This window comes from Streptomyces sp. IBSBF 2435, assembly GCF_036815005.1.
GTDB lineage: Bacteria > Actinomycetota > Actinomycetes > Streptomycetales > Streptomycetaceae > Actinacidiphila.
Genome location: NZ_JAJSYW010000125.1, coordinates 1 through 20,378 on the forward strand (window position 1 = coordinate 1; position 20,378 = coordinate 20,378).

Below are 20,378 nucleotides of genomic sequence, written 5' to 3' on the forward strand. Positions count from 1 at the left end.
GCCATGCCCCCCGCCCGCGCGTCCCCCAGCGCCCTCGCGCTCAGCGCCAGGAGCAGCGTCCCGACCCGAGTGTTCCGCGGGGCGGTCCACCTCGCCGGTGTCCTGGGCCGGCACCCGCAGCCCGTCGCCGAGCCGGGCGACCGTCATGCCGCCCAGGCCCTCCGCGCACTCCGGGTCCTGGATCGTGCCGAGCAGCCGGATGTGGCCGCGGGCGGCGGCCATCCCGGCGAGCCGCAGCAGTTCGCGCACCTGTCTGCGGTCCAGGCCCAGGTCGAGCCCGTCGCCCAGCACGGTCAGCACCTGGCCGGCCGGCAGCAGCTCCGTACTGGTGTCGACGTCGAGGACGCCGGGGCCGGTGAGCAGCACCAACGCCAGGGCGACGAAGCGGAGTTCGCCGTCGCCGAGCCGGTCGACCGGCACCATGCCGAGCGGGCCGCGGTCCACCGCGGCGATCACCGCGTCCAGCGGCGCATACCCGTCGGCCGCCGACGGGAGAACCGCGGGCAGCACCGTCAGGCCCTCGACCGGCGGGCTGCACACCTCGCGTACCGCGTTGACCAGCGCCGCGTGCCGCGTGACGCACTCGCCCTCGGTCCTGGCCAGCACTGCGGACAGGTTGTCGCACGCGGCCCGCAGCCGCCCGTCGCCCGGCAGCACCGGGGACCGCATCAGCTCGGGCCGCGGCGCTACCGGGAAGATCCCGCGCAGCGCCACCACCAGTTGCTCGGCCGCGGCGAGCACCAGCCGCTGGCCGTCCGTACGCCCGGACACCCGCAGCGGCAGCAGCGCGCTGGCCAGGACGTTGTCCGGCAGTGGGGCCCGCGTGACCGAGACCTCGCCGGCCGTGTGCCAGGCGGCCTGCACCGTACGCCGGGCCGGGTCGCGCAGCGCCGTGGTCAGCAGGGTCTCACCGCCGCCGGTCAGCCGCTCGCCGACGATCCGCAGCGTCGGCTCCACCTGCACCGCGACGTCGAGGCGCACCGGCCCGACAGGACCGGTCACCGTGCAGCCGATACGGAAGCCGCGCCGGCCCTGCGCGTCCGGCTGGGCGCCCTGCGGCACGCAGGCCGCGGCGCCGCCGCGCACCACGGACCCGAAGACCTCGGCGAGTTCGTCGCCGCAGGCCAGCCGGCCGAGTGCGGCGAGTCCTTCGAGGACACTGGACTTGCCGGTGCCGCTGCCCCCGGTGAGCAGGGTGAGCGGGCCGAGCGCGAAGGTCGCCCCGCGGTGTGACTTGAAGGCGGACAGCCGCAGTTCGGTGACGACGGGGCGGTCGTGACCGGCGTCCTTGGGCGCACTGGTGTTCATGGCCGCGAAGTTAGCCAGCGTCCGGGGCGCCGCACCGTTGCAGCGGCCCGGGGTAACTCGAACGAGGGACATCACGCATGATCTCTGTGGCTATGGGGAAATCACATACCCTGCCCGACGCGCCGGGCACGTCAACATGTCATTGCCGACGGCTACGGTGGCCGGCGTGACCACGAACAGCACCAGATATGTCGCACTGCTGCGCGGAATCAACGTCGGGGGCAAGGCCAAGGTGCCGATGCAGACCCTGCGCGAGCTGCTGTCCGCCCTCGGCGGCAGCGGGATCCGCACCCATCTGCATAGCGGCAACGCCGTCTTCACCCACGAGAACACCGATCCCCAGCGGCTCGCCGATGCCCTCCAGCAGGCGCTCGCGGACGAGTTGGGGCTGACCATCACCTGCTTGGTGCGCACCGCCGAGGATCTGCGGCGGGTCGTGGCCGCCAACCCGTTCGACATGACCGGCGTCGACGGCTCCCGCTTTCTGGTGATCTTCCTCGCGGGTCCCGTCCCGCTCGACCGGCTCGCCGCACTCGACCGGGCCGCGTACGCGCCGGACGAATTCCGCCCGGGCGAACGGGAGATCTACGCCCACTTCCCCGACTCCATCCGCAATGCGAAGCTCGCCGCTCAGCTCACCGACCGCGGCCTCGGCCTGGCGGCCACCGGCCGCAACTGGAACACGGTCACCAAGCTGCTGGAGATCAGCGGCAGTTGACGCCCAGCGGCGTGTGCGGTCGAGGACGGCCCGCTTCGGCGCGATCCGACCGCGGTCGACCTGCGGCGCTCCCCGGCTCGGCCGCGGCCCTTCGGGTAATGGCGATGATTCCCTGGCCAGTTGGGTGAAAGACGGCTCCAACCGGACCATTCGGGTGGAACGGGGAATTCTCGATCGGCAGGCTGTGCCATCCTCACGACCAGCCGAGATCGCCGTTCCCCATGCCGTGGAGCTGCCGAAAGTGCACGTCGCTCTGACCGGAGCCACCGGGTTCCTGGGGCTGCGCCTAGTTCGTGAACCGCGGGGCCGGCACCGCTCGCTGACCCTCCTGCCGCACTCCGGGTCGGCGGGGGCGCTCGGGCGTATCACCGGTTCCTGGAGCTGGGCGGCGCGCCCGCCGACCCGGTCGCGGAGCTGCCCGGCCGGACCCGGCCGTGGAGACGGACCCCGCTGCGCGGCGCCGGCTTCGACGCGCCTACCGTGCCCGCGCCCATGCCCGGTCCGCCCGCGCCCGCGTGGACGCCCGCACTGCCCGTGCCCGCGGAGCGCCGGCCGGTCGTACGGCTGGCCGGCCATCCGCGCCGGGCCGCGGTGCCCGGCTTCGGCATCGGCTTCGGCTTCGGCTTCGGCTTCGGCTTCGGCTTCGGCTTCGGCGGCAACTTCCACGACCGCTGCGGCGCCGGTGCGCCGCCCGAGCCGCCGGTCAGTAAGCCTTCGCCTCCGGCACCAGGATCGCCACGCACTCGACGTGGTGCGTCATCGGGAAGAGGTCGAAGGCCCGCAGGGTGACCGGGCGGTAGCCCTCCTGGGCGAAGTAGCCGAGGTCGCGGGCGAGGGCGGCCGGGTCGCAGGCGACGTAGGCGATGCGGCGGGCGCCCAGTGACGCGAGGTGGCGGACGGTGGGGAGCCGGGCGCCGGTGCGGGGCGGGTCCAGGACGATCAGGTCGACCTCGGTGATGCCGGTGCGCGGCAGGACCTGGTCGACCTTGCCGTGCTCGATACGCACCCGGTCGAGGTCCTGGAGATTGTGCCGGGCGTCCTGCACGGCCCGCTTGCCCGATTCGATGCCGAGGACGGCGCCGCGCTCGCCGACGCGCTCGGCCAGCGCGCCGGCGAAGAGGCCGACACCGCAGTAGAGGTCGAGGGCCATGTCGCCCTTGCGCGGCATCAGGCCCTGCATGACGGCCTCGATCAGCAGCTCCGCGGCCTTCGGGTGGACCTGCCAGAAGCCGCCGTCGCCGACCCGCCAGGTGCGGCCCGCGGCCCGCTCGCGGACGAAGTCGCGGCCGTGGACGCGGTGGACGGCGTGGTCGCGCTCGCCGATCCGCAGCACCGAGACGGGGCGGTCCAGCTCCACGATGGGCAGCCGGCCGCCCGGCTGCGGGGTGAGGACGACCTGCCGGTCGCTGGACCCGGTGGCGGCGATCGCCTCGACCGTGGCGATCTGCGGCCAGCTGCGGGCCTCGACCCCCAGCTCCGCGACCTCGGGCGCGGCGATCATGCAGTGGTCGATGACCTCGACGTCGTGCGAGCGGTGCTTGCGCAGTCCCGCGCGCCCCTCGGCGTCCACCGCGTACTGCACGCGGGTGCGCCATGCGGGCACCTCGCCCTTGGCGACCTTGTCGCCGGGGGCCGGCATCACGGTGCCGTCCCAGCCGGCCTGCTCCGGGGTGAGCCCGGCGAGCCTGGCCAGCTGTTCCGCGATGACCGCGGCCTTGAGACGGCGCTGGGCGCCGGGGGCGGCGTGCTGCCAGTCGCAGCCGCCACAGCGGCCGGGGCCCGAGAAGGGGCAGGGCGCCTCGACGCGGTCCTTGGACCCGGTCAGGACGCGTACGGCGTCGGCCCGCAGGAAATTCGCGCCGGCCTCGCCGTCGGTGACCCGGACGACGACCCGCTCGCCGGGCAGGGCATGCCGGACGAACAGCACCTGTCCCTCGTCGGTCCGCGCCAGGCAGTGGCCGCCGTGCGCCACCGGGCCGATCTCTACCTCGTACTCCTGGCCGACCAGTGACGGGGCGGGCTCGGTCTGCATGTGGGTGGTGCTCCTGGGCTCTGTTCGGGGGCGCGACATCCCACTCTACGGGCCGCGGAGCGCCCGGCCGCACGCCGGCCGGGCGGCGGCCTCAGTGCTCGCGCTCCCGGTCGCGCTGCTGCGGCCCCACCGGGCCGCGGCGGATGGAGCCAGGCGCGCTCCAGTCGGCGCGGCGGCGGGCACGCGCCTTGGCGACCTCGGAGGACTCCAGCTGGTAGGGCACGGAGGTCACCATCACCCCGGGGGTGAACAGCAGCCGGCCCTTGAGCCGCAGCGCGCTCTGGTTGTGCAGCAGGTGCTCGTACCAGTGCCCGACGACGTATTCGGGGATGTAGACGCTGACCACGTCCCGCGGGCTGTTGCGGCGCAGGCCCTTGACGTAGTCGATGATCGGCCGGGTGATCTCGCGGTAGGGCGAGTCGAGGACCTTGAGCGGTACGTCGATGCCGCGCCGGTGCCAGTCGGCCTGCAGGGCCTTGGTGTCGACGGGGTCGACGTTGATGCTGAGCGCTTCGAGGGTGTCGGAGCGCATCAGCTTGGCGTAGGACAGCGCCCGCAGGGTGGGCTTGTGCAGTTTGGACACCAGCACGATGGAGTGCACCCGGGAGGGGCGTACGTAGTCGTCGCCCGGCTCGTCGTCGGCGGCGATCTCGTCGGAGACCCGGGTGTAGTGGCGGCGGATCGCGGTCATGGTGCCGTAGAAGACGACCATGCCGAGGACCGCGACCCAGGCGCCGTGGGTGAATTTGGTGAGCAGCACGATGACCAGCACCAGGCCGGTGAGGAAGGCGCCGAAGGTGTTGATGGCCCGGGAGCGGACCATGTGGCGGCGCTTGGCCGGGTCGGTCTCGGTGCGCAGGTGCCGGTTCCAGTGCCGCACCATGCCGGTCTGGCTGAGGGTGAAGGAGACGAAGACGCCGACGATGTACAGCTGGATCAGCCGGGTGGAGTCGGCGCCGTAGATGTAGACCAGGACGCAGGCGAAGCCGGCCAGCACCACGATGCCGTTGGAGAAGGCCAGCCGGTCGCCGCGGGTGTGCAACTGGCGCGGCAGGTAGCGGTCCTGGGCGAGGATCGAGCCGAGCACCGGGAAGCCGTTGTAGGCGGTGTTGGCGGCCAGGAAGAGCACCAGGGCGGTGACGGCGGCCAGGAAGATGAACGGGATCGAGTTGTGGCCGAAGACCGCCTCGGCGACCTGGGCGATCACCGGGTCCTGGGTGAATCCGGCGCCGACCGGCTTGCCGTGGTTGAGCAGGTCGGTGGCGGGGTTCGCGGCCATGCGCACATGGGTGTTTATCGCCAGCGCGATGATGCCGCAGAACATGGTGGTGGCGAGCAGGCCCATCGCGGCCAGCGTGGTGGCGGCGTTCTTGGACTTGGGCTTCTTGAAGGCCGGGACGCCATTGCTGATCGCCTCGACGCCGGTGAGGGCGGCGCAGCCGGAGGAGAAGGCGCGCAGCAGCAGGAAGATCAGCGCGAAGCCGCCGATGCCGGAGGACTCGGCATGGATCGTATAGCCCGCGGTGGGCGCGTGCATGTCATGCCCAGTGCTGATCTTGAAGATGCCCCAGGCGATCATGCAGAAGACGCCGAAGACGAACGCGTAGGTGGGGATGGCGAAGATCGTGCCGGACTCGCGCACCCCGCGCAGATTCATCAGCATCAGGATCACGATCATGCCGATCGCGCCGAGCACCTTGTGGGTGACGAAGAACGGCACCGCGGAGCCGAGGTTCTCGATGCCGGAGGCGACCGACACCGCCACCGTGAGCACGTAGTCGACCAGCAGCGCGCTGGCGACGGTGAGCCCCGCCTTCGGCCCCAGGTTGGTGGTGGCGACCTCGTAGTCGCCGCCGCCCGAGGGGTAGGCGTGCACGTTCTGCCGGTAGGAGGCGACCACCGTGAACATCAGCACCACGACGGCGACCGCGATCCACGGGCTGAAGTGGTAGGCCGACACTCCGGCGATCGACAGGACGAGCAGTACCTCGCCCGGCGCGTACGCCACGGACGACAGCGGGTCGGACGCGAACACGGGCAGCGCGAGTCGCTTGGGGAGCAGCGTCTCGCCCAGCTTGTCGCTGCGCAGCGCCCGGCCGATGAGAATCCGTTTCGGCAGGTCGGTCAGTTTGGACACCCCGCGATGTTAAGGGATCGACCATACGTGCGGGTGCCCGAGTGCCCGATGAGTGTGACGAACTTGTGAGGCCGCAGGGACGCAACCTTCTGCCCCGCGACGCGCGTGTGTAGCTTTGGCCGCGGTCTGAGACGCTTGGAAGGACCTTTACGACTCAGCACACAGCCTCAGTCGAAATGGTGACAGCCGGAAGGACGGTCGTGCACGTCGTGATTATGGGATGCGGGCGGGTGGGCTCCACTCTCGCGCACTCCCTCGAACAGCAAGGTCATACGGTCGCGGTGATCGATCAGGACCCGAAGGCGTTCCGCCGGCTGGGCTCCGGGTTCGGTGGGCGCCGGGTGACCGGAGTCGGGTTCGACCAGGACACGCTGCGTGAGGCCGGCATCGAGGAGGCGGGCGCTTTCGCGGCCGTCAGCAGCGGCGACAACTCCAACATCATCGCGGCCCGGGTGGCCAGGGAGATGTTCGGCATCGAGAATGTGGCGGCCAGGATCTACGACCCGCGCCGGGCCGAGGTCTACCAGCGGCTCGGCATCCCGACCGTGGCCACCGTGCGGTGGACCGCCGACCAGATGCTGCGCAGGCTGCTGCCGTCCGGCGCGGAGCCGCTGTGGCGCGACCCCAGCGGCGGGGTGCAGCTCGCCGAGGTGCACACCTCGCCCGGCTGGGTCGGCCACAAGGTCAGCAGCCTCCAGGAGGAGACCGGTGCCAGGGTGGCGTTTCTCACCCGGCTCGGCGAGGCGATGCTGCCCACCGCCCAGACCGTGCTGCAGGACGGCGACCTGGTGCATGTGATCCTGCGCTCCGACGAGGTCGCCGAGGTCGAGGCGGCCTTCGCCAAGGGACCCGAGGAGGCCCACTCATGAGGGTGGCCATCGCCGGGGCCGGCGCGGTCGGCCGGTCCATCGCGGCCGAACTGCTGGAGAACGGGCACGAGGTGCTGCTCGTCGACAAGAATCCGACCTCCATCTCGGTCGAGCGGGTGCCGCAGGCCGAATGGCTGCTGGCCGACGCGTGCGAGATCACCTCGCTCGACGAGGCGGCGCTCCAGCGCTGCAATGTGGTGATCGCGGCGACCGGCGACGACAAGGTCAACCTGGTGGTGTCGCTGCTCGCCAAGACGGAGTACGGCGTGCCGCGGGTCGTCGCCCGGGTGAACAACCCGAAGAACGAATGGCTGTTCAACGACTCGTGGGGCGTGGACGTCGCCGTCTCGACACCGCGGCTGATGTCGGCCCTGGTCGAGGAGGCGGTGAGCGTCGGCGACCTGGTCCGGCTGCTGCGCTTCAGCCAGGGTGACGCGAATCTCGTGGAGTTGACGCTGCCCGAGGAGGCCGCGCTGGTCGGTACCCGGGTCGGTGACGTGGAGTGGCCGCAGGACACCTCGCTGGTCACCATCATCCGCGGCAACCGGGTGCTCACCCCGTCGAAGGACGACGCGCTGGAGGCCGGCGACGAGCTGCTGTTCGTGGCGGCGCCGCACCGGGAGGAGCAGCTGGAGGACCTGCTGTCCCTGCGCGGGGGCGCCGTCGGCGGGAGCTGAGCGATCCGGCCGGACGCGATCCGGCCGGACGGTGCAGGCCCCTGCGGCCTGCACCAGGACCCTCGCGGGCCTGGTGCAGGCCGCAGGGGCCTCGCGCTACTTGACCGCCTTCTCGGCCGCCGCCTTCTCGGCCTTAGCCCGCTCCTTCTCGGCCCTGCGCTCCTCCTCCGCCGCCTCCATCTCCGCGATCACATCGATCGGGGCAGGCGCCTTCACCAGGAAGATCCAGGTGAGGTAGACCGACAGCAGGAAGGGCGGGATGCCGAGCGCGACCTTGACCCAGCCCAGCTGGGTGGCGTTGCCCCACCAGTAGAGCGGGAAGAGGATCGCCGACTTGGCCAGCAGGATCAGGCCCCAGGCCCAGCTGGCCTTGGTGTACGCGCGCAGCCGCCCGGGGTTGCGGGTGCGCCAGGACAGGTTCTCCTTGAACACCGGGCCGAGGATCAGGCCGAGCAGCGGGAAGCCGGCCGCCGCGGAGACGACGTAGGCGACACCCAGGCCGAGGGTGTAGAGCATGCCGGGCAGATAGAAGTTCTTCGCGTTGCCCGACATCATCGCGAACAGCGCGCCGAAGGCGATGCCGAAGACGCCGCTGAAGGCGTGCTTGAGGGTGTCCTTGCGGACCAGCCGTGCCACGCCCAGCACCACGGACAGCGCCAGCGCGGCGAGCGCGGAGGACTTGATGTCGTGGTTGATGGTGTAGATCACCACGAAGATCAGCCCGGGCACGGTGGTCTCCACCATGCCGAGGACGCCGCCGAAGGCGTCGAGCAGGGCGGCCTCGGTGGCCGCCCTGACCCCGGCGTCGTCGCCGGGCCGCTGCGGCGCGCTTCCCGTGGTGTCCGTGTTGTTGTCGTGGTCCGTGTTGTCGATCGACGCCACCAGCTACTCCTGTCCGACCGGACGCAGTTCGTACTTGGGGTTGAACAGCACCGGACGGCCATGATTCATGGAGATCCGGCCGGAGGCTATGATCCGGCGGCCGGGTTCGATACCGGTGATACTGCGGCGGCCGAGCCAGACCACGTCCAGCGCGGCCGACCCGTCGAACAGCTCCGCCTCCAGTGCGGGCACGCCTGCCCGGGGACGCAGCGTGACCGTACGCAGCGTACCGGTGACCGACACGATCTGGCGGTCGGAGCAGTCCTTGATCCGGGTGCAGCCGACGGCCCTGGTCTCCTCCTGCAATTCCTCGGAGTGCAGCTGCTCCTGCGAGGAGGACAGACGGTCGAGCATGCGTCGGAAACGGCCCGCGGGTCGCTCTGCACGGATAGCACCACTCATAGCATCCAGCGTACCGGCCGTACGTCACGCCTCGAAGCGGTAGCCCATGCCGGGTTCGGTGATGAAGTGCCGGGGCCTTGCCGGGTCGGCCTCCAGCTTCCGCCGCAGCTGCGCCATGTAGACCCGCAGGTAGTTGCTCTCCGTGCCGTAGGCGGGACCCCAGACCTCCTGCAGCAGCTGCTTCTGCGAGACCAGCCGGCCGGGGTTGCGCACCAGCACCTCCAGCAGATGCCACTCGGTGGGTGTGAGGCGTACGTCGGCGCCGCCGCGGTGGACCTTGCGGGCCGCCAGGTCCACGGTGAAGGTCTCGGTCTCCACCGCGGAGGCGTCGTCCTCCGGCCCGGTCGGGGTGGCGCGCCGGACCGCGGCCCGCAGCCGGGCCAGCAGCTCGTCCATGCCGAACGGCTTGGTCACGTAGTCGTCGGCGCCCGCGTCCAGCGCCTCGACCTTCTCGTCGGAGGCGTGCCGGGCGGACAGCACGATGATCGGCACCCGGGTCCAGCCGCGCAGCCCGCGGATCACCTCGACGCCGTCCATGTCGGGCAGCCCGAGGTCGAGCACCACCACGTCGGGGTGCCGGGCCGCGGCCACCCGCAGCGCCGCCGCGCCGTCGTGCGCGGCGTCGACCTCGTAGGACCGCGCCCGCAGGTTGATCACCAGCGCCCTGACGATCTGCGGTTCGTCGTCCACCACCAGCACCCGGTACATCCGCTGCCCTTTCGCGTTCCCCTGCTCGCCGCCGCCCGCGGACTCCTGTGCCGCCGGCCGGCTCATGTGGTCGCCGTCGCGGGAAGATCAGGGCGGGCGGACCGGCCGCCGGCCGCGGCCCGCACAGTGAGCACCATGGTCAGGCCGCCGCCCGGGGTGTCCTCGGCGACCAGGGTGCCGCCCATGGCCTCGGCGAAGCCGCGGGCGACCGCGAGGCCGAGGCCCACGCCGGTGCCGCGCGGCGCGTCGCCGTACCGCTGGAAGGGCTCGAAGATCTGCTCCTTGGCGCTGTCCGGTACGCCGGGACCGCGGTCGGCCACCCGGACCTCGACGCGGCCGCCGAGGGCGCTGGCGGCCACCAGGACGGTCGCGCCGGGCGGGCTGTACTTGACGGCGTTCTCCACCACGTTGGCGACGCTGCGCTCCAGCAGGCCGGGGTCCACGGCGACCATCGGCAGCGTCTCGGGGATGTCCAGGGTCACGCTCGGCTCGGGGACGCCGCCCAGGGCCATCGGCACCACCTCGTCGAGGTCCAGTTCGCGGATCAGCGGGTTGACGGTGCCGGTCTGCAGCCGCGACATGTCCAGCAGATTGCCCACCAGGTGGTCGAGCCGGTCGGCGCCGTCCTCGATGCCGGCCAGCAGCTCCGCCTCGTCCTCCGCTGACCAGGCGACGTCGGCGGACCGCAGCGAGGACACCGACGCCTTGATGCCGGCCAGCGGGGTGCGCAGGTCGTGCGACACTGCGGCGAGCAGCGCGGTGCGTATCCGGTTGCCCTCGGCCAGCTCCCGCGCCCGGCCGGCCTCGTCGGCGAGCCGCTTGCGGTCCAGCACGACCGCGGCCTGCGCGGCGAAGGCCGACAGCACCCGGCGGTCGGAGGCGGGCAGCACCCGGCCGAGCAGCGCGAGCGAGAGCCGGTCGTTGACGGCCACCTCCACGTCGGCGTCCTCGGGGCGTACGCAGGGCAGGCCGCCGACGGCCGCGGCGCACTTCCAGGCGCCGTGCTCGCCCTCCCGCTCCAGCAGCACCACCGAGTCCATCCCGAAGGTCTCCCTGACCCTTTCCAGCAGCGCGTCGAGCGAGCTCTCGCCGCGCAGCACACTGCCGGCCAGGTGGGAGAGGATCTCCGCCTCGGCCCGCAGCCGGGCGGCCTGCTGGGTGCGCCGGGCTGCGAGGTCGACCACGGAGGCGACGGCCGCGCCGACCAGCACGAAGATCACGATCGCGATGATGTTCTCCGGCTGGGCGATGGTGAAGGAGTGGGTGGGCCGGGTGAAGTAGTAGTTCAGCAGCAGCGAGCCGACCACCGCGGACGCCAGCGCGGGCAGCAGGCCGCCGACCAGTGCCGCGGCCACGGTGAGGGTCAGGAAGAGCAGCATGTCGGTGGCCTGGCCCATGCCGGGGTGCCACTGGGTGAGCACCACCGCGAGCAGCACCGGCCCCGCCACACCGGTCAGCCAGCCCGCCACGACCCGGGAGCGGCCCAGGGTGGCGCCGCGGGCGGCGGGCAGGCCGCGGCCCTTGGCGACGTGTTCGTGGCTGACGATGTGCACGTCGATGTCGCCGGCGTCGCGGGCGACGGTGCTGCCGACACCGGGGCCGAAGGCGTACTGCCAGGTCTTGCGGCGGCTGCTGCCGAGCACGATCTGGGTGGCGTCGGCCCCCCGGGCGAAGTCCAGCAGGGCGTCGGGCACCTCGTCGCCGATGACGTGGTGGAAGGAACCGCCGAGGTCCTCGACCAGGGTGCGCTGGACGGCCAGTTCCTTGGCCGACCCCGACACCGGGCCCTCGCTGCGCACGATGTGCACCGCCAGGATCTCGCTGCCCGAGCCCTTGGCCGCCATCCGTGCTGCCCGCCGGATCAGGGTGCGGCCCTCGGGTCCGCCTGTCAGGCCGACGACGATCCGCTCGCGGGCCTGCCAGGCGGCGGATATCCGGTGCTCGGCGCGGTATTCCTTGAGGTATTCGTCCACCCGGTCCGCGGTCCACAGCAGCGCCAGCTCGCGCAGCGCGGTCAGATTGCCGGGCCGGAAGTAGTTGGACAGGGCCGCGTCGACCTTGTCGGGGGCGTAGATGTTGCCGTGCGCCATCCGGCGGCGCAGCGACTGGGGCGACATGTCGACCAGCTCTATCTGGTCGGCGCGCCTGACCACCTCGTCGGGCACGGTCTCGCGCTGCCGGACCCCGGTGATGGACTCGACGACGTCGCCGAGCGACTCCAGGTGCTGGATGTTGACGTTGGACACCACGTCGATGCCGGCCTGGAGCAGTTCCTCGACGTCCTGCCAGCGCTTGGCGTTGCGCGAGCCCGGCACATTGGTGTGGGCCAGCTCGTCGACCAGCGCCACTTCCGGCGCCCGGCGCAGCACCGCGTCGACGTCCATCTCGCTGAAGGCGGTGCCGCGGTAGTCGTGCTCGCGGCGGCCGATCTCCTCCAGGCCGTGCATCATCACCTCGGTCCGCGGCCGTGTGTGGTGCTCGACATAGCCGATGACCAGGTCGGTGCCACGCTCGACGCGCCGATGGGCCTCGGAGAGCATGGCGTAGGTCTTGCCCACGCCGGGGGCGGCCCCCAGGTAGATCCGCAACGTGCCGCGTGCCATGCCTATGACCTTAGATCGACCGAAGCGGACACATCGGACACGGGAGTCCGTCCGAGCGCACCTTGACGCCGTCTTGACGGCGTATACGGCCACGCCGTCGCCATGTACCGAGTGAAACGCGGCTTCCCGGCGCCCGCAGTCACCGGAACGGCACTCTTCCTCGCCCTGTGCCATCGCGGCCCGCTCCCCCCGTGGGGAGCGGGTCGTGCCGCGTCAGGGGCGCGGTTCAGGTGTCGGACACGATCCGGTTCAGGTGTCGGAGACGATCCGGCCGTCGCGCAGTTCGAGCACCCGGTCGGCCAGGGCGAGCAGCTGGTTGTCGTGGGTGGCGACCAGCGCCGTCACTCCCTCGCTGCGGACCACCGCCCGCAGCAGTTCCATCACGGCGAGCCCGGTGTCGGCGTCGAGCTGTCCTGTGGGCTCGTCGGCGATGATCAGGTCGGGCCGGTTGGCCAGCGCGCGGGCGATGGCGACCCGCTGCTGCTGGCCGCCGGACAGCTCGCCCGGGCGCTGGGCGGCGTGGTCGGCCAGGCCGACCAGGGCGAGCAGCAGCGCCACCCGCTCCTCGCGCTCGCGCGGCGGCGTCTTGCGCAGCCGCATCGGCACCCCGACGTTCTCGGCCGCGGTGAGGATGGGGATCAGGCCGAAGGACTGGAAGACGAAGCCGATCCGGTCCCTGCGGAGCGCCAGCAGGTCGTCATCGCCGAGCCCCGCCAGGTCGGTGCCGTCCAGGGCTATCCGGCCGCCGTCCGGGCTGTCCAGGCCGCCGACCAGGTTCAGCACGGTGGTCTTGCCCGAGCCCGAGCGGCCCTTGAGGGCGACCAGTTCGCCGCGCGGCACCGAGAACGACACCCCGCGCAGCGCGTGCACGGCGGTGTCGCCGCTGCCGTAGGTACGGCGCAGGTCCTCGACCACCACCATCTCGCCGGTCGTGTGTTCCGTCGCCACAGCCGTGGCGGACCGCTCGGTCATCCGGGCGCCCCCTTCCTGGTCGCTCACTCGTCCTCCCCCTCCCCCTCGCCCTCGCCGGGGTCCTGCGCGCCCGGCCCGGCCGCCGCGTCCTGCCGGCGGCGCGGTCGGGCCACACCCCGATGTGGCCGGGCTCCGCGGTCAGCCGGACCCGGCGGTGCAGCCCGTACTGCTCGGTGTACTCCCGCGGCAGCTGGAGCCGGCCGACCCGGTCGAGCACGGCGTATTCCTCCGAGCCGCCCGCCTCCGCGCCCGCCCGTCCGCGGACGGGCGCAGCACTTCGGTCGCGGTGCGGCCGTCGCGTATCCGTACCGTACGCCTGACCTGTTCCGAGACCGCGGGGTCGTGGGTAACGATCAGGACGGTGACGCCGGGTTCGGCGTTGGTACGGCGCAGGGCGGCGAAGACCTCCTCGCCGCCGGCGGTGTCGGGTTCGCCGGTGGGCTCGTCGGCGAAGAGCACCCGGGGTGTGTTGGCTCCCGCCACCGCGATGGCGACGCGCTGCTGCTGGCCGCCGGACAGCTCGTCGGGGCGGCGGTCGCAGCAGTCGGCGATGCCGAGCAGGCCGAGCAGTTCCATGGCCCGCCCGGCGCGCTGGGCGCACGGGGTAAAGGCGTAGCCCATCGGCAGCGTGACATTCTCCGGCGCCGTCAGATAGGGCAGCAGAGTGCGCCCGGTCTGCTGCCAGACGAAGCCGACCGTGCTGCGCCGGTAGTCCAGCCGCTCGCGGCGCTTCATCGCGAGCAGGTCGTGGTGGGCGACCCCGGCCCGGCCCGCGGTCGGCAGGTCGAGGCCGGACAGGATGCCGAGCACGGTGGATTTGCCGGATCCCGAGGCACCGACGACGGCCAGCACCTCGTCGGCCTCCACGGTCAGGTCCGGGCCTTGCAGCGCCTGCACCTCGACGCCCTCGGTGCGGTAGGCCCACACCCGGTTGGCGCAGACGATCAGGCCCTCGTCGGGCTCGGGCGCGGACCTCGCCAGGGCGCGGGCCTGCAAGGCGGCGAGGGCGGTCATACGGTCTCCCGTGGTGTGCCGGCGGACCGGTTCGCGCACCAGCGCGACCAGTGCGAAGAGCACGGCGAGCGCTGTGGTGGCGGCGTAGGCGCGCCGGACGCCGCGCAGCAGGGCGTCGTGCGAGGCCAGGGCCAGCTCCGCGGCCTTGATCCCGACCTCGCCCGCAGCCCCGGTCATCCGCGGTCCCGCCGCCCGCAGCGAGGCGGCGTCCAGGTGGGGCCGTAGAGCAGGACGGCGGAGTCGAAGAATCCGGTGACGCCGAGCATCGTCAGCTCGGCGGAGTCCACCAGCAGCAGCGGGCTGTCGGCGGCGACGGCGGTCGCGCTGTCCTTGCTCTCGCCGCGCCCCGCGTCGTGCTGGCAGACGCTGAGCAGCGGGCCGAGCGCAGGGTCGCGCCGGGTGTCCTCCGGCAGGGCGCCGACGATCCGGAAGGCGACGGTGCCGTTGCGCAGGGGCGTGGCATAGGAAGGTGCTGCCCACGGCAAGGCCGAGGCGGGCGGCGGGACCGCCGCGCTGTCGCCGCCGCGGCCGTACATCCGTCGCCATGTACCGCGCCCCTCCGCCGAGCCCCCGTCGAAGGCCGTGCGACCACCCGGGCGCCGACGGTAGTGGCGGGTTTACGCCTGTGCAAGAGTTTCGGCAAACCGTTAGCGCATCTTCCGCTTGCCGCACATTTCTTGCCGCGTTCTTGCATCGCCGTCGCAATGGCGGCGGTTCCCGGGCCGGGACGCACCGCGGCCCGGACCTGTCGTCCCAGGTCCGGGCCGTGTGTGAGGACCGCGAGGTCAGTGCAGCTCGGTGATCTCCGGGCCGCGGCGCATCGGGTCGATACCGTCACCGAACTTCGACGGCTCCTGCTGCTCGGGCGCGGCGCCGTCCGGCACCATCTGCGCGTCGTTGGGCAGCTTGAGCACGATCGGGTCGCGCGGCGCCATCGGGGAGTCGCCGCGCAGCACCACAGTGTCCTGGAAGACCGACTCCAGCACTCCGGCGGCGGCGGGCTGCACCGCGCCCTGCCCGGAGATGACCCCGCGCAGGAACCAGCGCGGCCCGTCGCAGCCGACGAAGCGCACCAGCTGCACACCGTTGGTGCCGTCCGGCAGCTGCACCGGCACCTGGGCGCGCAGCTCCCAGCCCAGCGGGCCCTCGACCTCGTCGACGACACCGCCCTGCTGGGTGATGCCGGAGGCGATCTCCTCGCGCACCTCGCCCCAGATCCCCTCGGACTTGGGCGCGGCGAACGCCTGCAGCTGGACGGCGCTGTCCCGCAGCACCACAGTGGCGGCGACGATCGACTCGCCCGCCACCTCCACCCGCAGCTCCATGCCCTCGACCCCGGGCACGAACAGTCCGCCGAGATCCACCCGGCCGTCACCGGGCTCCCTGACCTCGCTCACGTCCCACGGCCCGTCGGGCCGGGGCGCGGGCGGAAGGTTGTACCGGTTGGAGTCACCGGAGTCGTCCGACTCCTCGGTGTCCTCGGCCAGCTCGTCCTCGGCCTCGACGGCCTCATCGAGCTCGTCGAGGGCGTCTTCGCGCTCCTTGCGACGACGGAACACGGTCACTGTCCTTCCCGGTCTGCTACGACCGATGCGTATCCGTATCTGGACGTGTCAGCCGACGGCGTCTCCACCGCGGCATGACCCCCCGTGGAGCCGAAGCCCCCCGCGGCCCTGGCAGAGCCGGGCAGCTCCGCCACTTCGTGGAAGCGGACCCGCTCGACCTGCTGGACGACCAGTTGGGCGATCCGGTCGCCCTTGGCGAACCGCACGGTCTCGCGCGGGTCCAGATTGACCACGATCACCTTGATCTCTCCACGGTACCCGGCATCCACCGTTCCCGGGGCATTCACCATGGCCACACCGCAGCGCGCGGCAAGGCCGGAGCGGGGGTGCACGAAGGCCGCGTAGCCGTCGGGCAGCGCGATGGAGATTCCGGTGGGCAGGACGATCCGCTCACCGGGCGCCAACTCGGCCGCCTCGGTGGTGATCAGGTCGGCGCCGGCGTCCCCGGGGTGGCCGTAGGAGGGCACCGGCACGGAGTCGTCGAGGCGGCGCAGCAGCACGTCCACCGGAGGCCGGGTCACGGGTTCACCTCGAAGGCGCGGGCGACCTTGGCCTGGTCCGGGTCGGCCATCGCGGCCTGGATCTCCTCGGGCCGCCCGTGGGCGGTGAAGTGGTCGACCTTGACCTCCACGAAAAGGGCGTCGGCGCGGACCGCCACCGGCCCGTCGGGGCCGCCGATCCGGCCCTCGGCGCTGCTGTAGATCTTCCGGCCGGCCACCGCGGTGCAGCGGGCCGACAGGTACAGGATGGTGCCGACCGGTACCGGGAGGACGAAGTCCGTCTCCAGCCGGCCGGTGACCGCGATGACCCGCAGCAGCCAGCTCAGCGCGCCCAGCGTCTCGTCGAGCGCGGAGACCAGCACCCCGCCGTGCGCGAGCCCCGGGGCGCCCTGGTGGGCGGGCTGCACGGTGAACTCGGCGGTGAGGCTGACGCCTTCGCCCGCCCTGGACGCCAGATGCAGTCCGTGCGGCTGGGTCTCGCCGCAGCCGAAGCACTGGTCGTAGTGGGCGCCCAGCAGTTCGCCCGGCGCGGGGGCGTCGGGGTGCCGTACCGGAGCGGCGGCATCGGGCGGCGGCTTCAGGGCCGGCCGTCCTTCACTCGGGGATGTCGTGGCTGCACTCACGCCCGAGACCCTACCCCCCTGGGCCGTCCCGCCCCGCGGTGCCCGCGGGTCCGCCCGCGGCGCATGGCAGTCTGGTGCCATGCAGCCTTACGACGAACGCCTCACCGTCCCGCGATCCTGGTGGTTCCTGGCCATCGCCGTGGGTGTGGCGGTGGCGCTGATCCTGCTCCCGTTCGGCCCGCTGCCGCTGCTGGCCGGCCTGGTCGGCGGGGGTGCGCTGGCGCTGATGGCGGTCAGTTCCTACGGGTCGGCCCGGATCAGGGTGGTGGCCGGTTCGCTGGTCGCGGGCAGGGCGCGGATCCCGGTGACGGCGCTGGGCGCCGCGACGGTGCTCGACCCGGAGCAGACGGTGGCGTGGCGGTCCCACAAGGCGGACCCGCGGGCCTTCATGCTGCTGCGCTCCTACGTGCCGACCGCGCTCAAGGTCGAGGTGACCGATCCGGCGGACCCGACGCCGTACGTGTATCTGTCGACGCGTTCACCGCAGCGGCTGGCCGCGGCGCTCGACGCGGTCAGGACGGCGGACGCCGGCTAGCCGGTTCCTGCCGGCGGGTCCCGGCTGGTCAGTGCCGGCCGGTCGGTCCCGGCTGACCGATCTCGGGGTTGCCGTCCGGGCCGCCGTCGCCGCCGATCCCGGGGTACGGCTCGGAGTCGAGCTCGGCCGCGGGCACTTCCGGCCAGGGGAACTGCGCGGCGCGCAGGTCGCGGCGGATGCGCTCGGCGAGCTTGCGGGTGTCGCGGCGGTTCATCACCGCGCCGACGGCCGCGCCGATCATGAACGGGGTCAGGGTCGGTGCGTTGCGCAGGGTCCGGCGCAGCAGACGCTGCCGCATCTCCCGCTTCATGCTGCTGCCCAGCGCGACGTTGACGGTGGACAGCTTCAGCACATCGATACCGCGCTGCTCGGTCCACGACCACAGATAGGCGGTCGCCCGCTCGCGGGCGCTGCCGGGGACGCGCAGTCCGTAGACCTCGTGCAGCTCGGCGATGAGCTTGTACTCGATGGCCGCCACGCCCAGCGTCTCGGCCGTCAGCTCCGCCGGCATGGCCGGCGGATTGGGCAGCATCGCGGCGGCGCCGATACCGGCGCCGACCGTCATGGTGCCCTTGACCGCGGCGGCGACCAGCCGGTCCGCGATCTCCTCGGGACCGAGCCCGGGGAACTGCCGGCGCAGGGTCGCCAGGTCCCGCACCGGAATGCGGGGTGCCACCTCGATCAGCCGCTCGGCGACCGTACCGATCCCTGCTTTCGCGACGCCGCCGCCCCTGCGGGCGCCGCCGCTCACACCGTTCACGCCGTATCTGACGCCCCGGCCGAGGCCGCGGGCGGTCGTGGCCGCGAGCGAGGCCGCACGGCCCCGCTCGGCGCCCTCACGGCCTTCCGGCACGCCGGTCACACGGATCAGGCCGCGCAGTCGCGGCAGATCGGATTGCCGTTCTTCTCCGACGCGAGCTGGCTCCTGTGGTGCACCAGGAAGCAGCTCATGCAGGTGAACTCGTCCGCCTGGCGGGGCAGGACGCGGACCGACAGCTCCTCGTTGGAGAGGTCGGCGCCGGGCAGTTCGAGGGACTCGGCCTGGTCGAACTCGTCCACGTCGACCGCGGAGGTCGACTTCTCGTTCCTCCTGGCCTTCAGCTCTTCGATGCTGTCCTCGTTGACATCATCGTCGGTCTTGCGTGGGGTGTCGTAATCAGTAGCCATGTTTTCGCTCTCCCCCTGTGGGTGTCTGCGGTGTCTCCAGCGCACGTAACGCGCGGGAGGCCGGACTTGTGCCCGACCTGAGGCGGAGATTTTGCCTCACATCAAGGCCTGTTACTCAATCGACACCCAGCGTCGCCCCCGAAGGGGTGATCGCGCGGGTGGCCGATCATGGTCTGCGATGGCCGGGAATGAATCCGCCGCAGCTGCCAGTACGTGTACTTCCCGTGATCATGACCTGCGGAAACATGGATTTTCCGGTCTTTTCCCCAATGTCTTGATCACTGAGTGTAGGCGATCGGGAAATCGTGTGTGCGATCGATCACAACCCGTCCGGGCGCGGCACAGATCGCGAAATTACTCGCAAAGCGAACAGCGGCCGGGCGGGCCGCCCGGGTCCCGGACCGTCGGCGTGACGCGGCTCACAGTGCTCCACGGCGGCTTCCGGCCGCCGCTCAGACCGGGATCGCGACCCGCATGAGCAGGCCACCGCCCTCCCGCGGCTCCGCGCTGATCACTCCGCCGTGCGCCCTGGCCACCGACCGGGCGATGGACAGCCCGAGCCCGACGCCCTTGTCGCTGCCGGTGCGCTCGGTCCGCAGCCGCCGGAACGGCTCGAAAAGATTGTCGATCTCGTATGCCGGGACGATCGGTCCCGTATTGGCCACCAGGATCAGCGCGTGGCCGCCGCGGACCTCGGTGCCGACCGTCACCCAGCCGTCCGCCGGCACGTTGTAGCGCACCGCGTTCTGCACCAGGTTCAGCGCGATCCGCTCCAGCAGCACGCCGTTGCCCTGCACCACCGCGGGCGCCAGCTCGGAGCGCAGCTCCACGCCCCTGGACTGGGCCTCGGCGCGGGTCTGGTCCAGTGCCTGGGAGGCGGCCTCCGCCAGGTCCACGGGTTTGCGGTCGATGATCTCGTTGTCGCTGCGGGCCAGCAGCAGCAGGCCCTCCACCAGCTGCTCGCTGCGTTCGTTGGTGGACAGCAGGGTCTTGCCGAGCTGTTGCAGGTCCTGCGACGCGTCGGGGTCGGAGAGCTGGACCTCCAGCAGGGTGCGGTTGATGGCCAGCGGGGTGCGCAGCTCGTGCGAGGCGTTCGCCACGAAGCGGCGCTGCGCGTCGAAGGAGCGCTCCAGCCGGTCCAGCATCTCGTCGAAGGTGTCGGCCAGCTCTTTCAGCTCGTCGTCGGGGCCGTCCAGCTCGATCCGGCGCTTGAGGTCGGAGCTGACCACGCTGCGGGCGGTACGGGTGATCCGGCCCAGCGGGGCCAGTACCCGGCCCGCCATGACGAAGCCGAAGGCGAAGGCGACCACCGCGAGGCCGATCAGGGCCAGCAGCGAGCGCTTGAGCATGGTGTTGAGCGCCAGGTCGCGCTGGTGCTGCATACAGCTGTTGAGCGCGGCCGTGAACTCCTGCTCGGTGCTCTGTCCGCTGGAGGGCAGCGCCGGGCAGTCGATCGGCTGGATATTGGCCTGGATGATCTTGAAGGGCAGCTCGCTGCCCTGCCGGATGGCCTGCGCGGCCAGCAGGTAGATGATCCACAGCAGCAGCACCCCGGCGATCAGGAACATGCCGCCGTACAGCACGGTCAGGCGTATGCGGATGGTCGGCCGCAGCCACGGCGGCTGGCCGTCGGTGGGGTGCGGGTCCCACGGGGGGCGCGGCGGGG

The 20,378-nt window shown here is 72.1% G+C and carries 19 protein-coding genes and 1 pseudogene; 4 read left to right on the plus strand and 16 right to left on the minus strand.

The annotated features are described in order from the left end of the window. Positions 1 to 1,308, minus strand: a 1,308-nt coding sequence (locus V7E46_RS22575) for an AAA family ATPase (protein ID WP_333770124.1), incomplete at its 3' end; no start/stop codon positions are given. Between the two features lie 166 nt (positions 1,309 to 1,474). Between V7E46_RS22575 and V7E46_RS22580 the strand changes: the two genes are divergently transcribed. Beyond that, the gene (locus V7E46_RS22580; protein WP_333770125.1) at positions 1,475 to 2,026 is read left to right on the plus strand and encodes a DUF1697 domain-containing protein; all 552 of its coding nucleotides are present in this window, start codon (positions 1,475 to 1,477) and stop codon (positions 2,024 to 2,026) included. A 703-nt stretch (positions 2,027 to 2,729) separates the two neighbouring features. On the opposite strand, the gene V7E46_RS22585 is transcribed toward V7E46_RS22580, so the two are convergent. Then, positions 2,730 to 4,058 carry a class I SAM-dependent RNA methyltransferase gene (locus V7E46_RS22585; protein WP_333770126.1) on the minus strand — a complete coding sequence of 443 codons (1,329 nt, stop codon included), beginning with the start codon at positions 4,056 to 4,058 and terminating at the stop codon, positions 2,730 to 2,732. A gap of 91 nt (positions 4,059 to 4,149) precedes the next feature. Next, entirely contained in the window at positions 4,150 to 6,195 is a 2,046-nt protein-coding gene (locus V7E46_RS22590; protein ID WP_329173867.1) for an APC family permease, read from the minus strand. Between the two features lie 200 nt (positions 6,196 to 6,395). On the opposite strand from V7E46_RS22590, the gene V7E46_RS22595 reads away from it, so the two are divergent. Together V7E46_RS22595 and V7E46_RS22600 are read left to right on the plus strand one after the other, a co-directional pair. After that, positions 6,396 to 7,064: a potassium channel family protein gene (locus V7E46_RS22595; RefSeq protein WP_329173868.1), complete on the plus strand. Its 669-nt coding sequence runs from the start codon at positions 6,396 to 6,398 to the stop codon at positions 7,062 to 7,064. Continuing rightward, a complete protein-coding gene (locus V7E46_RS22600; RefSeq protein ID WP_333770127.1) occupies positions 7,061 to 7,741 on the plus strand; it encodes a potassium channel family protein in 681 nt (226 codons plus the stop codon). The genes V7E46_RS22595 and V7E46_RS22600 overlap by 4 nt, the downstream gene beginning before the upstream one ends. A 96-nt stretch (positions 7,742 to 7,837) precedes the next feature. Here the strand turns inward: V7E46_RS22600 and V7E46_RS22605 are convergent, their stop codons facing one another. The 10 genes and pseudogenes from V7E46_RS22605 to V7E46_RS22650 all read right to left on the minus strand — a co-directional run bounded on the left by V7E46_RS22605 (position 7,838) and on the right by V7E46_RS22650 (position 17,010). Then, complete coding sequence (locus V7E46_RS22605; protein ID WP_443054307.1) at positions 7,838 to 8,623, minus strand: DUF3159 domain-containing protein; 786 nt, start codon at positions 8,621 to 8,623, stop codon at positions 7,838 to 7,840. Between the two features lie 3 nt (positions 8,624 to 8,626). Beyond that, on the minus strand, positions 8,627 to 9,025 hold the full coding sequence (locus V7E46_RS22610; protein ID WP_329173870.1) for an OB-fold nucleic acid binding domain-containing protein: 399 nt from the start codon (positions 9,023 to 9,025) through the stop codon (positions 8,627 to 8,629). 24 nt (positions 9,026 to 9,049) lie between these two features. Continuing rightward, entirely contained in the window at positions 9,050 to 9,733 is a 684-nt protein-coding gene (locus tag V7E46_RS22615; RefSeq protein ID WP_329182316.1) for a response regulator, read from the minus strand. A 62-nt stretch (positions 9,734 to 9,795) separates the two neighbouring features. Beyond that, positions 9,796 to 12,336: a sensor histidine kinase KdpD gene (locus tag V7E46_RS22620; protein ID WP_333770128.1), complete on the minus strand. Its 2,541-nt coding sequence runs from the start codon at positions 12,334 to 12,336 to the stop codon at positions 9,796 to 9,798. A gap of 249 nt (positions 12,337 to 12,585) precedes the next feature. Then, positions 12,586 to 13,308, minus strand: a complete 723-nt coding sequence (locus V7E46_RS22625) for an ABC transporter ATP-binding protein (protein ID WP_333770129.1) — start codon at positions 13,306 to 13,308, stop codon at positions 12,586 to 12,588. An 82-nt stretch (positions 13,309 to 13,390) separates the two neighbouring features. Continuing rightward, positions 13,391 to 14,322, minus strand: a pseudogene (locus V7E46_RS22630) (ABC transporter ATP-binding protein); the annotation flags it as partial. Positions 14,323 to 14,495: 173 nt separating this feature from the next. Then, positions 14,496 to 14,858 carry a hypothetical protein gene (locus V7E46_RS22635; protein ID WP_333770130.1) on the minus strand — a complete coding sequence of 121 codons (363 nt, stop codon included), beginning with the start codon at positions 14,856 to 14,858 and terminating at the stop codon, positions 14,496 to 14,498. 249 nt (positions 14,859 to 15,107) lie between these two features. Further along, positions 15,108 to 15,881 carry a DUF3710 domain-containing protein gene (locus V7E46_RS22640; protein WP_333770131.1) on the minus strand — a complete coding sequence of 258 codons (774 nt, stop codon included), beginning with the start codon at positions 15,879 to 15,881 and terminating at the stop codon, positions 15,108 to 15,110. Between the two features lie 2 nt (positions 15,882 to 15,883). Beyond that, entirely contained in the window at positions 15,884 to 16,408 is a 525-nt protein-coding gene (gene dut / locus V7E46_RS22645) for a dUTP diphosphatase (protein WP_329173877.1), read from the minus strand. Next, complete coding sequence (locus V7E46_RS22650) at positions 16,405 to 17,010, minus strand: PaaI family thioesterase (protein WP_333770132.1); 606 nt, start codon at positions 17,008 to 17,010, stop codon at positions 16,405 to 16,407. The genes dut and V7E46_RS22650 overlap by 4 nt, the downstream gene beginning before the upstream one ends. 79 nt (positions 17,011 to 17,089) lie before the next feature. Between V7E46_RS22650 and V7E46_RS22655 the strand changes: the two genes are divergently transcribed. After that, positions 17,090 to 17,545: a DUF3093 domain-containing protein gene (locus V7E46_RS22655; RefSeq protein ID WP_333770133.1), complete on the plus strand. Its 456-nt coding sequence runs from the start codon at positions 17,090 to 17,092 to the stop codon at positions 17,543 to 17,545. Positions 17,546 to 17,573: 28 nt separating this feature from the next. Here V7E46_RS22655 and V7E46_RS22660 read toward each other — a convergent pair whose 3' ends face one another. The 3 genes from V7E46_RS22660 to V7E46_RS22670 all read right to left on the minus strand — a co-directional run. Next, positions 17,574 to 18,407 (minus strand): hypothetical protein, encoded by an 834-nt coding sequence (locus V7E46_RS22660; protein WP_443054308.1) that lies wholly within the window; start codon positions 18,405 to 18,407, stop codon positions 17,574 to 17,576. Positions 18,408 to 18,412: 5 nt separating this feature from the next. Then, positions 18,413 to 18,712, minus strand: coding sequence for a DUF4193 domain-containing protein (locus V7E46_RS22665; RefSeq protein ID WP_033173914.1), 300 nt, complete (start codon positions 18,710 to 18,712; stop codon positions 18,413 to 18,415). 452 nt (positions 18,713 to 19,164) lie between these two features. Further along, a partial coding sequence (locus V7E46_RS22670) for a sensor histidine kinase (RefSeq protein ID WP_333770134.1) occupies positions 19,165 to 20,378 on the minus strand: 1,214 nt, incomplete at its 5' end.